Source organism: Lentzea sp. NPDC036955 (genome assembly GCF_055608005.1).
The window spans coordinates 800,182-815,290 of sequence record NZ_JBVJRC010000001.1 but is presented as its reverse complement, the minus strand read 5'-3'; the positions used below and the strand labels follow the sequence as shown (position 1 = coordinate 815,290).

Sequence of the window (15,109 nt, the reverse complement as noted above, 5' to 3'; positions counted from 1 at the left end):
GATGACCAGTGTCGTGCAGTTCTCCGCCCTTGATCGCTGGGATCCTCCACAGAGCTCAACGGCCGAACCAATGGCATGGCCGGTTGTGACTCTAGGGGATGTTGCAGAGGTTCGGCTTGGTGTCCAGGTTCCCCGAAAGGACGCCCGGGCCGTCGGGGTCGCGCGTAAGTATCTTCGCGCCGTCAACGTGCGTCGCGGCCGGCTTGACCTATCCGACGTCAGGATAATGCACCTATCAGAGAACCAGGCATCGGACCTTGAGCTTCAAGCAGGAGATCTCCTATTCGTCGAGGGCTCCGGATCAGTGACCGAGGTGGGGCGTACCGCGATCTGGGATGACAGCCTCCCCAAGGTTGTGCATCAGAACAGTGTGGTGCGCGCACGGCTGCAAGACGAGCGACTTGACCCTGCCTTTGTTGTCATATGGTTCAATTCTCGTGGTGGAAAGGCTTACATCCGCGAACAAGCCACTACAACGAGTGGGCTTTACCACATCGGCGTCGGCAAGTTGGTTGGTGCACCGATTCCCATTCCGCCACTCGACGTTCAACGGCACCTCGTCGTGTCTTATCTGCAGGCGCGGCAGCGCGCTGCTGAGGCCGAACTCAGGTATGCCGCCCTCGGCGCTGAAGTTTGGGACCGCTTCGGCTCTCAATTGGTGGACGTCTCGGAAATAGTCGATTCTGCGGACGTGGTCGCAGTAACCAGGTTCTCCGCGCTCGATCGTTGGGATACCGACGTCACTCCTATTGGCATCACCAGTCCGCACCCTTTGGTACGTCTTGATGCAGTCGCCGATGTGAAGCTCGGCGTGCAGCTACAGCGCTCGAATAGGGGAGGGCAGGACGTGCCCTACCTTCGGGTCGCCAATGTTCAACGCGGCTATATCGACCTTGCCGATGTAAAGACGATGAACATTAGCTCCGATACTGTCGCTCGACTTGCCCTGAAGCGCCATGACCTGCTGTTCCTTGAAGCTAACTCACTCGAGGAAGTTGGACGTTGCGCACGCTGGGATGGGCAGATTTCCACCTGTATCCATCAGAACCATGTAATTCGGGCTCGCCTAAACACGTCGGATCTTATCCCTGAGTACGTGGAAGCCTGGTTCAATTCTCAGCCGGGCGGATCCCATGTTCGCTCCCACGCCCGCACGACTAGCGGGACTCTTTACACAATCCCTGTCAGCGTCCTCGCGACGGCGCCTATCCCGGTTCCGCCGGTTGATGACCAACGTCGACTAGTCACAGAACTGCAGGAGGGCATTGCAGAGGCTCGTTCGGTCCTTGCTGATGCCGCTCGACTGCGAGAGCAGGCCGAGACCGACCTCATGTCAGCATTGATCTCGCCTCTATGACGGCTCGAGCGACTGACGGCTTGCTGTAAGTTATGATCGCGACGACAACAGCCTCGGCGACACGAACGGCCGAGTCCGTTGATAGATGTGCTCCTAGTCTGTCATCCAGGGGTAGAATTTACTTCATTCAACCATTCTTTTTTAAAGATTCTTTGCCAGAGTTTATCGTCGATTTCTACTAACGAACCTTCGCCTGGAACGTTCCATTGCTTTGGTCTCCAGACGGTGCTCCACGCTTCTCTCCAGTCCGCTTGCCGCCAGATCTGCGTGACCAAGCCACTCGGTGAGTAGTGTTGACCGTCTGCTCTCCATTGGTGCTGAAGCCCGGAGCTAGTCAGTGATTGCTGTAGGCTGCAGACCCAGAGCGGGTGCGATGCCGTGTGCGCGTCTTCCAGCCGCTGGAGCCTAACTCCGCAGCATTCCGTTTGGTCGTAATCGACTCATGATGGGCCGAACGGATGATGCGCGAACTCGTACGACGCTGTGGGCAAAGATCTCAGTAACGGCGAGCGGCACGATCGCGACAACAGATCCGCACGCAGTGCATCGTCGGCGGGGCTGGAGATGATCGGCACAACACTTCACTCGTCAGGCTCGGAAGCCGGCGGTGGAGATCACAGGGCGGGAGCAAGACGATGTACGAGTTATGCGGGCCGACGTGTAGGCACGCCATGGTGGGGGAGTAGGCATGCCTTTTGAGAGTCCGGACTGGCGTCTGGACGAGAGGTCTGCTGCATCGTCAGGTGACATCTGAGTTGGCGCGTCGTGATGGTGAGCTGGGGGGATGTCCATGTGCCTAAGCCCTACCCTCAGGAGTTCCGCGACGATGTCGTGTGTCGCGCGTGACCGTGGGCCTAGTGTGACGGTCGAGCAGATTGCGAAGGACTTCGGGGTGTACCCGATGACGTTGTTCACGTGGCTGCGCCAGGACGGGATCGAGGAAGGCATCAAGTCCGGTGCGAGCCGGGCGGAGTCGGCTGAGCTGCGTGAGGCGCGTAAGCGGATCAAGCTGCTGGAGCAGGAGAACGAAGTCTTGCGACGGGCGATGGCATATCTATTGCAGGCGAACCTGCTGGGAGAGGCTCTGCTCGCTCGTGAACGAGCTCGCCGCGGACGGTGTTCCGGTCGCGGCGACGTGCCGGGTCTTGAACATCGCTCGGCAGCCGTACTGCGGTGGCGTTCCCGGTCTGTCACCGACTCGGAACCGAGCGGGCTCATCGGGCGAACGCGTTGTTCGACGCGCACCGCGACGATCTGGAGTTCGGCAACCGGTTCCTGGCCGATGAAGCCCGCGACGCAGGCTGGTCGATGACGGATCGGATCGCTTGGCGGATCTGCTCAGCCATGGGCTGGTGGAGCGGGTTCGGCAAGAAACGCGGCTGCAACGGTAAGAAAACCGGCCCGCCGGTCTACGACGGACCTGGTCCGCCGCGACTTCGCCGCCATCGCGCCGAACCGGCTCTGTCTGGCCGACATTACCGAACACCGCACCACAGAGGGAGAACTGTATCTGTGCGCGGTCAAGGACGCCTACTCCAACCGGTTCCTCGGCCACTCCATCGACTCCCGGATGAAGTCCCGCCTCACTGTCACAGCGCTCACCAACGCCATCGTCCACCGCGGTGAGGTCGCCAGCTGCGTGGTCCACACTGACCCCGGCTCGCAATTTCGTTCCAGGAAACTCGTCCGTGCGCTCGCTCGTCACGGCCTGTCCGGGTCGATGGGCCGGGTCGGTGCCGCGGCCACGAAAAGCTCCTTCGCGTCGCTGCAGAATAATGTTCTCGACCGGCGCACCTGGTTCACTCGCAAAAACTGCGGATCGCGATCGTCACCTGGATCGAACGCACCTGCCACCGCCGCAGGCGCTGGGCTGCCGTCGGCGGGCTGGTCCCTATCGAATACGAAGTAATCATGGCCACGCTAGCCAGTCGAGTTGCGTGACTACCACTGTCACCTGCTCGTGCATCAGACCTGAGACCACCCGGACACGGGCCACCATAGGGGCGGCGTCGTATGGGCTTGTACGTCGGATACGCGTACTTGTCCCTACACGGAGATCAGCCTGCTTCACGATATGGCAGCATCTCACGAACCACCGACAGTCCGCCTCCCGCCTCGACAGCCGGTGTAGATCGTGTTGGCGCTGACATGGCAGCGCGCCACTGGCATGCTGGCTGGCGACAAGGAGGTCATGGGTGGCGGTCGATCGGGATTCCGCGCGTTTCGTCGGGCCGTTGCTGGCCGCTAGGCGTGTGCAGGATGCTTTGCGTGTAGTGAGGTCGGATGTCGATCTTGGGTGCCGCGATGTCCGTCCGTGTAGGCGGACCTTCATACTCAACGGGTTCAAGATGTGGTGGCACATCTGTTGCAATCAATGCGGACACGCTGACGTGGCGGTCGGATCGCAGACGTCGACGAGCGGCTCCGTTGCGTGTGAGCACTCGTTTACCATATCTAGAAGGAGATCGCGTGACTATTGCGGACCTGGTTGCACCACCCGACCGCCAGCAAGCTCCACTGAGAACGCTGGCGTTCGTGGAGTTCCAGCTTCGCGTGCTGGGCTTGCTTTGTGCGGCTGCGGCAGAACAGCCGACGGGACTGAACACGCCGGGGTCGCTCGAATCATGGTCCCGCTACATCCTGACCTCTCGGCATGTTCTGCGGTGTGCGTCGTGTGAGTCCGTCGCGGAGAAGATTGCCGAGTGCATCAATGCCGAGGTGGCATCGGACACCTCAATTCGGCAAATGCGCAATCAGATCTTCCACGGTGGTCCTGATCCCGATGTAGTCGATCTCGAAACGCTGTACTCCGTCGTGGAAGAGAACGCGGCGGGTATCGAGGAGGTTTACAAGCACGGGCACGTGGGGCAGTTGGAGCCGTTCTTCGTGCAAGTCGATAATGAGCTCGCGGCTCTCAACGATTATTCCAGTGGATTCGCCACTTATTGGCCGCGTCGTCGGACTGCCACGGATATCACCACTCCGAAGATCCTGGACGCGCTCAAGCGTCTGGGGCCGCAGGGAGGTGACCGGGTGCTGGAAGGGTTTGCTCTCGACATTCAGAAAGATCTTGCCGGCTTCGCGGAGAAGAACTCGATCCACACCCTCGTGGATCCGCCAGAACCAATCGTCGTTCGCTGGGACATGCGGACGCGGGACGGTGTCAAGCGGCGGGTCGATCGTTTCCGCGTAGGTGTGGACCACGCGCGGATGTGGGAGAGCGAGGACGGCCTCAAGCCTTACCAGGCGTTCCTCGCAGATGTGTGCAACTGGGCGTTGCTTAAGGAAAGGCTTCTCGAGCAGCTTGAGGAGCAGGTGGAGCTAGAGAGCCAGATCAGCGAGGAGCTGTTCCCGGACCTGAAGCGGCACATTCCCAATGTGCCGGCCTTAGTGCAGGTGGATGAGGGTCGGTTCGGCGACGGTGGAGTTGCTCCTCTGGTCGAAACGTGCGAGCTGATCAACCAGCAGAGTGGAATTTACAGCGCATACACCAGCCTTCTCACGTTGACAGGTGAGGCTGGGTCGGGGAAGACACACAGCCTGCTGCAGTTCGCCCGGCAGTCGTTGTCCGCCGGACAGGGACTCGCGCCCCTCGTCTTCTACTTGGCATCGAACAGTTCCAGTGCGAAGAGCCTTGAGTCGTTCCTCGGCGACAAGATGTCTAGGACTTTGATCTTGGATAAAACCTCCGCGTTGGCGCTGTGTCGTGCGGGATTGGCGATTCTGGTGATCGACGGGTTCGACGAACTGCTCGGCTTCCGTACCTACGACACCCCGCTAGCCGGGCTGGCGCCAATCCTCAACGAGCTGCGCGGCCGCGGAACCATCATCCTCTCGGCGCGATCCAGCTACGCTGAGACCCGGCTGCGCGGGAACCTCGAACAGCACGACACACTCGCTTGGCGTCCTCATGTCACCAATCTCGAACTGCAACCGTGGAAACCTGAGCAGCTGCGCGAGCTGACGAGTCAGTTGTCCGTAGAAGCAGCGGAGGCCGGCATTCCGCCTGAGGTTCGTCAGCTGCTGACAACGCCGTTTTTCTGCTTGGCGTTCGCTGCCTGGATCCGGTCCGAGCGGAAGACGGATTTTCTTCCCTCTGTCGTTGACACCTATCTGCAACGCGAACGGCGCAAACTGGTGGGCGACGGAGGCAGACTCGTCTTCGACTCGGCAACGTTGGAGGACATCTTCTCCGAGGTCGCGGAGATGATTGCGCGAGGCAGCCTGCAGGAGGTTTCAGCGGAGGATCTAGAGACGGCAGCGTCGCAAGCGTTGGGGCGTGAACTCACCCCCGAGGAGAGGCGCCGGACGGAATCGTTGTGCGGGATGAGTGCTGAATGGGCTGAAGGAGAATACGCGTTTAAGTTCACCCACCTCGCGATCGCGGAGCAGTTCCTCGCGAGGCAGATCGTGAGGCTTTCTCTGGACCAAGCAGTTTCCCTGCTGTCCAGGGTCGCGATCTCTAAGCTCTGCGCGCGGCTCGTCGTGTCGATGTGGATGACGACGCGTGGCGGTCCGCCATCACAGCTGTTGGAGGCACTGAGGAGGGTCGTGGAGGCGTCGGAACACCCGTGCCTCGACATACCGGCGGCTGCGAGCTTGGGTGAGCTCTGGGCAGCAGCGAACGCAAACAAGGACGGGCCTCGTGTCGCACGGCGAATCAAGGTCTCAAACCTCGTGCTCGGTGGGGTCGGACGGGTGACACTTCGGGAGTCTCATGTCGACCACCTGACGTTGGAGCCCGGCGTCGAACTTGTCCTCTACTCCTGCCGCGTCGTGCTGCTTGACCTGTCCCAGTCGTCCGGCGCCGCCCTAATCGACGACTCCTACAAGCAGGTACGTGAGCTACTGAAGCAGACCGAACTGGTGGTCGGGCCGTCCCAAATCAGGAAGGCGCTCGATATACCGGGGGACGACGTGGTCGACACCAGTGAGAGCGACGAGTTTTTTATATCCAATATTTCTGCTGATCGTCGAGGGATTTACGTCAATCAGCGCGACCTTTCTCCGCCGGAAGACGACAGGCGACTGAAATGGGTCGAGTCTTTCGGCTTGGATGTCTGGCGTGAATTCATCAAGAGGATGGAGTCGGAGGGCAGAATCGTGCTCGACGGGGTAGTGACCGGCGGAAGCCAAAAGCTGAAGGTGCGCCCAACCAGGACTCTTGAGGGATCCTAGGGTTCCAGGGCTGGCGTGCGGTCAAAACAGTAGGAGGTCCGTCCCTTGAATCAGCTGGTGGTGCGCGGCATCATGCGCTGCCGCGTGAGGGAGGAAGGGGATCTTGGTTGGCGGCGCAACAATCCTAATGAACTTGATTGCAGTCAAGTGCGTCAAATTGGGTCTAGTGTATCTTTTTCGCAGGTCAGTGGCGTGTGAATCCGTATCCGGAGTAAAGGGGTCGCAGGTTTAAACCCTGTCGTCCCGACGGTCGTGAAAGGCCCTCTGGTCGTGGCATAACTACTGATCAGAGGACCTTTCGCATGTCGCCGGGTTGATCGTAGATGCGATCTTTCTGTGTATCATTCGGGGACCTGAATGACTAACTGAGTGACAATGATTTAATCCGCCAGTGGAAAATTTTGTCCATCGTGATGGCGGCGTGCTGCATCACAGGCACGATCTGGTGGCGGTACACCGTCTCCGTGACCGTCGTGCTGTTGTGGCCGACCGAACGCGCGATGTCCTCCAACTTCACAGCGGATGCGGAGAGCTCCAACACGAAGCTGTGGCGCATCGCTTGCGGCGCGGCTCCTTGATAGACCGCCTAGCGAGTGCGTAAAACGTGTAGAGCTCGGTACAACGGGCCCTGGGCTCGCCCGACACTGCCGCCGTGTTTGGGCACGCTGTGGAGCTGGTACAGCGGATCGAGTCGGCGCACGCGCTGCACGCGCTGGGCCGCGGTGACGAAGCCGTTGCGCACCACCGCGAAACGGGTGTGCGGTTGCCGGGCTGATGTTCCAGCGCCGGCAACCGCACCACGCGTCAGCTGAGCGTGACCGCCGTGTCGTCGATGACGAACGAGGTCTGCTGGGAGGCGTCTTCAGTGCCGTTGAACTTCACCGACACGGTCTGACCCGCGAACGAGGACAGGTTGAACGTCTTCAGCACGTAGCCGGAGGCCGCGTTGGCGTTCGAGAACGTGCCGAGGGTGGTGCTCCCGGCCGTGACCGTCAGCTTGTCGTACACGGTGCTGCCGGTCTCGTTGGTGTCGATGTGCAGGTAGAACGTGAGGGTCGCCTTGCAGCCGGCCGGGATCGTCACCGACTGGGTCAGCGAGTCGGTGTGCGACGAGCCGTAGCCGTTCAGCCACGACGACCAGGTGCCGGACCGCGCGGGCTCACCGTTGCTGCCGTGCTGGCCGATGACACCGGAGGTCGCCGTCCAGGAGGTGTTGCCGGACTCGAAGCCCGGGTTGGCGAGCTTCTGGCCGGAGCAGTTGCCGCCGCCCGTGCCGACGGTCCAGCTGAACGACGCGGTGCCGCTCTTGTTCGCGCTGTCCGTGGCGGTCACCGTGACGTTCGACGTGGCCGCGGTGGTCGGCGTGCCGGAGATGGCGCCGGTGCTGGAGTTGATGGACAGGCCGGCGGGCAGGCCGGTGGCCGACCACGTGTACGGCGCGGTGCCGCCGCTCGCCGACAGCGGCAGGCTCACCGCGGTGCCGACGGTGCTGGACTGGTTGCCGGGGTTGCTGACGGTGACCGTGCCGGTCGCGCTGCACGTCGGGTCGGCCGTCTGCGCGGGCACGCTGATCGCGTCCCAGGCGGCCTTGACGGTGTTGAACTCCGCGCAGCTGCCGGGGTAGAGGTTCTTCGCCGCGGTCAGCGTCCACGTGCGGTACCTGGGGTACGAGCTGCCGGAGGTCTTGAGCAGCATGGCGTTGTAGAAGATCTTGACGGCCTTCTCGACGCCGAGACCCGTGATCGAGGTGTTGTTGCACGTCGAGCTGGTCGGCTGGCCGTTGGTCGGGTTCGTGCCCTGCGACAGCAGGTAGAACCAGTGGTTGCCGGGCCCGGCCGCCGCGTGCACCTCGGTGTTCGGGATCGAGCTGCTGTAGCAGTTCGCGTGGCCGATGGCGCTCGGGTTGTACATGTTGCGGATCGGGCCGCTGCCGACGAGGTTGATCGTCTCGCCGACCAGGAAGTCAGGCGTGTCGTAGGGCGACGGCTCGTTGGCGAACCACTCGGTGGTGGCGCCGAAGACGTCCGCGACGAACTCCTGCGTGCCCGCACCGGAGATGCCACCCGGCGTGTGGTCGTCGATGCCGTGACCGAGCTCGTGCGCCACGACGTCGAGCGAGCCGATCCACTGCCCGTTGGTGTTCTTGCCGATCTGGACCTGGCTGCCGTCGTAGTAGGCGTTCTGGTCGTTCAGGCCGACGCGCATCGGCCAGCCACCGCCGTTGCCGTCGAAACCGTTGCGGCCCAGCCACTGCGTGAGCATCTTCGACTCGGTCTGCGCTGCGAACAGCACGTCGGTGCAGCCGGTCTCGCGGTTGGTCGCGTTGCCGTTGCCCCACGAGTCGGAGGACTTGGTGAACGTGGTGTTGGTCGCCGCGTCCTGGCAGCTGACGTTGGTGAGGTTCGGGTCCTTCAGGGAGTACGTCGACCCGGACTGCGTGGTGGCGAGGGGGACGGAGGGACCGTTCCACCCGCTGTTGCCGGTGCCGTGCAGGACGTGCTCCTGCGTGTGCAGCACCTGGCCGGTCGTCGCGTCCACGACCACGTCGAGCTTGCTCGGGCCCTCGGAGCCCCGGCCGGTGACCGAGACCTTCCAAGCGAGCTTCGGCGTGGAGTCGAGCGCGTAGACGACCTGCTCGGGCGCGCCGACACCATCCACAGTGGACAGGGCGGTCCGCGCGGTCTTCTCGGCCTGCGCCTTGGTGACGGACGGGGTCGTGTTCGCCAGGTCGATCGTGGAGCTCTGGCCGACCGAGGTGTGCAGCACCTGCCCGGTCGAGTTGGTGACGACGACGAAGTCACCACCGACCACCGGCATGCCCTTGTAGGTCCGGTCGTAGGGGACGTACTTGAGGCCGTTGGTGGACGAGATGACGTCGTGCCGCACGAACTGGTCGCTCGCGCTGGCGTGCAGCTGGCTGGGCCGGCTGTCGACGAGGCTCGCGGCCGCGTCCACCGCCAGCGCCTCAGCGGTCTGGCCGGGTTGGGGCTGCGGGGCCGCGTGCGCACCTGTCTGGGTGAGCACGGCGACGGCCAGTGATCCGGCCGCGGCCAGCACAAAACTACGTCTCGCTTGCATCGTTCTCCTCGTTGCAGGGCGAACGGCCCGGCTCTGCGGTTGCAGGGAGAGCCGGATGTTCGTCGAGGTGAATGTGTTTACGGAGCACGGCAAGGATCTGTTGAGAACCGACCGTTAACAAGGACTAACTTATTCACACCCACTTGTTTGTGCGCATTTGCAGGGCTTGCTGCCGAACATTCCTTTGTCGTCGTGCTTGTTCGGTTTGCCCCAGCTTGTGCCGCATGTCGGGCGTGCGTGTCCGCTGTTTTTGCCGGTCGGCGCAGATCGTCCTGAGGGCGAGGGGCCGCAGGTTCAAATCCTGGCGTCCGACGGTCTGAGCCAGCCCGCTGGTTCCTTTTTTGGCCCACGTCGAGCGAGATCGTCCGCGAATGGGCGATTTTGCTTCGTCAGGTCGGCAACGACCGCAGGTTGGAGTCGACCGCGATGATCACCCGGTCCAGTGTTTGCTGGGCGGGGGAGTTCGGCGGGTGCTCCTGCCTGGACCTGTGGGCCGCCTTCCGGATCGAGATCAGCTCGCTCCGGACGTTCTGGAGCTCGTAGCGGCTCGTGATGCTCTGATGTTCATAGCGCGACATCAGGTCGTTGAACCGGGACACGCAGGTGATGAACCTCTTGAGCCGGGCCACTTCGGCGAGCTCGCTGTCGATCCTGGCCGTCAGTTTGTCGCGCTGGGCGGTCAGCTCGGGGTCGAAGGCCATCTTCGGCGCGATCCGCGCGGCTGCGGACAGGTGTCGTTCGGCGATCGTCAGCGTGCGCGGGTTGATCGTCCTGAGTGCCTTGTCGGCCGCGAGGGCCTCGGCTGTGGCGTGCAGGTAGGCGATGGTGCCGTAGCGCCCGTCGATGGCCTCGGCGCGTTCGCAGTGTTCGCCGGCGGCCTCGAAGTCGCCGCGCTCGAAGGCCTTCATCACCTCGGTGAACTCCTCGGTCAGCAGCCGCCCGAGCACCTCCTGGAGGCTGTCCGCGTCCAGCGGCACGACGTTCGCGCGGCGTGCGCGGCGCCAGCCGATGATCGGCACCTTCTTCGCGTACCGCTCGTGCGCGTAGGACCACAGCCACTCGTGCATGGGCTCGCTGTGCAGTGCGTCGCCGCAGACTTCGAGGTGTTCGATGGCGGCCTTGGGCTGACCGGCCCGCAACGACCGGCAGGCGCGGTCCACCTGGGGTTTGCACAGCCTGGACAGGATCACCCGGTGCAGCTCGGCGAACATCTCGCTGTCCGGTGCGGTGGCCAGCGCCGCCTCGACCACCTCGCGTGCCTGTGCGGGCCGGTCGGCGATGAGCAGCACCGAACCGTGGACGTAGTGCAGTCCGAGCACCTCCGGGTGCTTGGCCCGTCGCTGCCCGGTGTACTCGACCGCCTCCGGCGTGCGGCCCTCCCGCAGGAGCTCGTCCGCGCGGACGGTGACGTGTTTGGTCAGCCTGAGCCGGCAGCCGTCCCGCAGGCGCAGCAGGACGGTCACCTCGTCGGCGTCGGTGGCGTGCTGCCGTGCCGTCGCCAGCAGGTCGAGCGCGCTGTCGAACGCTTCGAGCGCGTCGTGGCAGCGGGCACCGAGCAGGAGTGCGGCCACGTTGGCGGGCGCGATCCGCAACGCCGCCTCGACGTGCTCCCACGCCTCGCCGGCACGGCCGGCCCGCAGCGCGCGGTCCGCGTTGGTCAGCAGGGCGCGCAGCCTCAGGTCGGCCTGGTGCTCCTCGAGCTTTGCCAGGTCGTCGCGCAACCGGTCGTCGTCCGCGTCGATCCACAGGCCGTCGCCGGCCGGCTCGAACCGGTCGCCGATCTCACCGAGACGGGTCTTCCGGCCGATCTCGGGCTCCGGTGCGAACGCGCCTCGGCGGCCGAGATCGAGTGGCTCGAACGCTTCGGCCGTCTTCCTGACGAAGGTCAGGTCCGAGTCCTCGCCTGGCTGGAAGGCGAGACCGGCGTCTTCACCGTGGTCCACGCCGTTGTCATCCACGTCGCTTCGCCTTGCCTTCCTTGCGGTTCTTCGCCACCGCGGTCACGAGCGCCGTCTCCGCGGGGTGGTCCAGCTCGGCGATCGCGAGGATCGAGCGGCGCAGCTCGATCCGCCGCATCGAGTCGCCCATGGCCTCGTCGGTGAACTCCAGCTCCGGCTCCGGCAGCTCGTCCAGGCAGTCGGCGGGGGAGATGTGCTTTCTCGCCATCAGGTCACCTCTCGTCGTCGCCGAGCAGCCAGTCCCCGATGAGCACCAGCAGGTCCGCTTCCTTCGCCTCCACGGAATGCGCCTGCTCCGCCAGCACCCGGCTGTCGTCCTCCAGGTTGTGCACCAGCTGCTGGGCAGCGGTCAGGTTCTCGTTGCCGCTCTGGGCGCTCATCAGCTGGCTCACCCGTTCCCGCAGCAGCTCGGTGCGGCTGTTCATCTCGTCCACCGTCGGCGCCACGGTGCGCGCCTTGGCCAGTTCCGGCCGGCGGTCCAGCGAACGCACCTTGCTGAACCGCGACAACCGTTCGAGCAGGCTGACCCGGACCTCGTGGCGGACCGACGGGTCCTCGATGAACTGGTCGAGCACCTGCAGGTACCGGTCGGCCGCGTCCCTGCGGGCCTGGCCCCGGCGGGCCTCCTCGTTGAGGATGCGCACGACCTCCGGTTCCCGCACGCCCAGTCGCTGGGCGTGCCGCAGCAGGGCGACCCCGTCGTCGCGTTCCCGCGCCGTCGTCGCCAGGTAGCACTTGAGCAGACCGGCGACCAGGTACGGGTCACCGAGCTCCGGGTCGTACTCGCGGGCGCACGCCAGCCGCCCGAGCACCTCGGCCAGCCGCTTGGCGTCCCCCTCGCGCGTGCGTTTGCCCGCCGCCCAGAGGCGCAGCACGGCCGCGGCGCGCAGCAGGTGGACGGCGCGCAACGTGATGTCGCGTTCGGTGATCTCGGCCGCCCTGCCCTGGCGGGCGACCAGTGCGGCCAGTCGCTCCGTGACGCTCTCGTCGTCGGGAACGCAACTCCACTCCCGCTCGGTCTCCGCGTCCGGGTCGAGGTGCTTCGCCGCGCTCTCCAGCAACTCGTCCACCTGGCCCGTCGACGCCACCGTGTGCTCCAGCCACGCCGCCAGCGCCAGGCCGATCTTCGCCGACGCCAGCATCGACTCCCGCCGGTCGGGGTCCGCGTCCGCTGCCGCCCGCGCCAGGTCCTCGAACTGGCCGCGAGCCACGACCAGGTCCCGGTCGAACAACGCCTGCGCGCCCAGCACGGCGTGCTGGTTGCGCAGGTCGGCAGGCACCCGGTCGGCGAAGTCGCCGAGCCTCTCCACCTTCTGGAACAACATGGCCGCGGCATCGACCCGGCCGTCGCGCAACGCCGCCAGCGCACGGTGGAACTCCACGATGCCGTAGAGCCGGCGCGCCCGCGGTTCGCCCATCCCGCCCGCCGCCTCGATCGCCTCCAGCAACGGCTCCGCGCCGTCGTGATCTTGGCGTTGCACCCGCAGGTAGGCCAGCAGGTACGCGACGTCGACGTCACGGGGGTTCTCCCGGTGCAGCGCGGCCAGCCGGTACTCCGCCTCCTCCGGAAGGCCGGCCTTGACCAGTGCGAAGGCGGCGAAGAACCCGGCCTCGGCCCGGTGCTTCTCCGGCAGCCGGTGTTCGAGCCGTTCGAGCGCGGGCAACGCCTTCACGTGGTCGCCGCGCTTGACCATGCCCACCGCGTCGCGGTACTCGCGGACCTGGCGGCGCGGCGCGACCAGCCTGCGGTAGCCGACCAGGACACCGATCAGCAGCAGGACGACGGCGAGAACCGCGAGCAATGTCGTCCAGAACCCCGATGACGATTCGGACGACGACGACCCGGATGACGACGCGGCCGGTTGGCCGGTGGTGGCCGACGAAGGCGCGGCCGAACCGTTCGTCGTCGGCTGTCCACTGGGGACAGCGGGCTGGGTCGTGCCGACCGCGGGAGCACCGGGCACGACGACCTCGGCCGTCACGACCCCTGATCCCGTGTCGATCCTGGCCTGGTGGCGGCCGGGCGGCAGCACGGTGCCGCTGGGCAGGACGATCACGGGGTCCTGTGGAGCGCCGTGGGCCGGTGCCGCGACCAGCACGGCCACGACCGCGATGATCAGGACAACAGCCGGGCGAACCGCTCGTACCACTGCTGTGCCTCCCCTGACGTGAGCAGCTGTGTGTCGACCATGCGCTCGATGCGCCGCCGTGCCTCGGCCCCGGTCCGCCTGGCGTTCTGGACATCGCCCAGTTCGAGCCAGCAGCGGCAGTACGCCACCAGCGCGTCGAGGTCACCCGGGTCACGGGCGAGCACGGTGAAGAGCTCCCGTGCGGCCGCGCCCGGATCGCCGAGCAGCAGGTGCACCTCGGCGGCCCGCTGGTGCAGCGCGGAGTCGTCGTCCTCGGGGTTCGTCTGCTTGAGCAGGGCGATGTCGTCCAGGAGCACCTCGCCCAGCGCGCGATCCGCCGGTCGTGCCGCGAACACCCGCCACGCGGCCTCGTACCGGCGGCGGCGCAGGTCGAACCGGTACGGCGCGGACCGGACCACCCCGTTCAGGTGGCGCAGGGCCGTCTCGTCGTCACCGCGGCCGGCGGCGATCTCCGCCCCGAGCAGGCCCGCGCGGACGTGCGCGGCTCCGCCGTCCTCCCGCACCCACCGCAGGACGTCCAGCGCGAGCAGCGGATCGGTGTCGCGGAGCCGGGTCGCGATCGACACCGGATCCGCCAGCGCCGCCAGCGCCGACCGCAGCTCCTCCGCGTCCGCGGGCCGGGCACTCGGCACGGCGTGGCGGTAGTGCTCGACCGCGCGGAACAGGTCCTCGCCCTCCTGAACGGCGGCCAGCGCGCTCGGTATCCGCGTCCGGGACCGCAGCGCGGGCCACAGCATGCCGCGCGCCTGTGCCTCGACCTGGTCCTCGGCGGCGACGGACGACGGCACGTCGTCGTCGCACAAAGCCTGCGCCACCACCGTGCCGAGGGCGTAGCAGTCCACCGCCCGGTGGTCCGGCCGCAGCCCGCGCACGATCTCCGGGGCCAGCGCCGCGACCGCAGGGGTGTCCACTCCGAACAGGTCGCACGGCGTGGCCGGGGTGATCTCCGGGCAGGGCAACAACCACGGCAGCCAGCGGTCGTCCTCCGCCACCACCACGATGTCGTGCAGGCTCAGCCCGAGCGGGTGCACCGGGCTGCGCTGCCAGCGGGAGAACAGCGAGCAGACCCGTTCCAGCAGCACCACCCGGTCCTGCCAGTCCGCGAGCCCGGCCAGCCGCTCGGCCAGCGTCAGCCAGGCGTCACCGGTGGCGTACTCGAGGTAGTAGCAGCCGTCGGGGGTCCAGTCGTGCCCGATGATCGCGACCATCCCGGCCGGCTGCCGCCTGGCGAGCGCGGCGACGGCCTGCCGGAAGACGCCGTCGGCGAACCGCGGCTCGACGATGCGCACGATCCGGTCGTCCGGCTGCCGCCTGCTCGCGCGCCACAGGGTGCCGCGGCCGGTGCTGCCGACCGCGGCCACCATCTCGACCCCCGGTGGTCCCTGCAC

The 15,109-nt window shown here is 65.6% G+C and carries 9 protein-coding genes and 1 pseudogene; 4 read left to right on the top strand and 6 right to left on the bottom strand.

Translation table 11 applies throughout. The features are described from left to right. The first annotated feature begins 1 nt into the window (after position 1). From ACZ7CF_RS03885 to ACZ7CF_RS03875, 3 genes and pseudogenes are all read left to right on the top strand, one after another. Complete coding sequence (locus ACZ7CF_RS03885; RefSeq protein WP_470368738.1) at positions 2-1,357, top strand: restriction endonuclease subunit S; 1,356 nt, start codon at positions 2-4, stop codon at positions 1,355-1,357. A gap of 792 nt (positions 1,358-2,149) precedes the next feature. Next, positions 2,150-3,298, top strand: a pseudogene (locus tag ACZ7CF_RS03880) (IS3 family transposase). A gap of 528 nt (positions 3,299-3,826) precedes the next feature. Next, positions 3,827-6,535 carry an NACHT domain-containing protein gene (locus ACZ7CF_RS03875; RefSeq protein ID WP_470368737.1) on the top strand — a complete coding sequence of 903 codons (2,709 nt, stop codon included), beginning with the start codon at positions 3,827-3,829 and terminating at the stop codon, positions 6,533-6,535. Between the two features lie 361 nt (positions 6,536-6,896). Here the strand turns inward: ACZ7CF_RS03875 and ACZ7CF_RS03870 are convergent, their stop codons facing one another. Next, positions 6,897-7,091, bottom strand: coding sequence for a hypothetical protein (locus ACZ7CF_RS03870; RefSeq protein ID WP_470368736.1), 195 nt, complete (start codon positions 7,089-7,091; stop codon positions 6,897-6,899). A gap of 96 nt (positions 7,092-7,187) precedes the next feature. Here ACZ7CF_RS03870 and ACZ7CF_RS03865 point away from each other — a divergent pair, with 96 nt between their 5' ends. After that, positions 7,188-7,310: a hypothetical protein gene (locus ACZ7CF_RS03865; protein ID WP_470368735.1), complete on the top strand. Its 123-nt coding sequence runs from the start codon at positions 7,188-7,190 to the stop codon at positions 7,308-7,310. Between the two features lie 29 nt (positions 7,311-7,339). Here ACZ7CF_RS03865 and ACZ7CF_RS03860 read toward each other — a convergent pair whose 3' ends face one another. The 5 genes from ACZ7CF_RS03860 to ACZ7CF_RS03840 all read right to left on the bottom strand — a co-directional run bounded on the left by ACZ7CF_RS03860 (position 7,340) and on the right by ACZ7CF_RS03840 (position 15,109). Continuing rightward, complete coding sequence (locus ACZ7CF_RS03860; RefSeq protein WP_470368734.1) at positions 7,340-9,613, bottom strand: M4 family metallopeptidase; 2,274 nt, start codon at positions 9,611-9,613, stop codon at positions 7,340-7,342. A 389-nt stretch (positions 9,614-10,002) separates the two neighbouring features. Then, positions 10,003-11,556, bottom strand: coding sequence for a tetratricopeptide repeat protein (locus tag ACZ7CF_RS03855; RefSeq protein WP_470368733.1), 1,554 nt, complete (start codon positions 11,554-11,556; stop codon positions 10,003-10,005). 7 nt (positions 11,557-11,563) lie between these two features. Further along, the gene (locus ACZ7CF_RS03850) at positions 11,564-11,779 is read right to left on the bottom strand and encodes a hypothetical protein (protein WP_360398793.1); all 216 of its coding nucleotides are present in this window, start codon (positions 11,777-11,779) and stop codon (positions 11,564-11,566) included. A 4-nt stretch (positions 11,780-11,783) separates the two neighbouring features. Beyond that, entirely contained in the window at positions 11,784-13,721 is a 1,938-nt protein-coding gene (locus ACZ7CF_RS03845; protein ID WP_470368732.1) for a tetratricopeptide repeat protein, read from the bottom strand. Then, positions 13,688-15,109: a tetratricopeptide repeat protein gene (locus ACZ7CF_RS03840; protein WP_360398787.1), complete on the bottom strand. Its 1,422-nt coding sequence runs from the start codon at positions 15,107-15,109 to the stop codon at positions 13,688-13,690. The genes ACZ7CF_RS03845 and ACZ7CF_RS03840 overlap by 34 nt, the downstream gene beginning before the upstream one ends.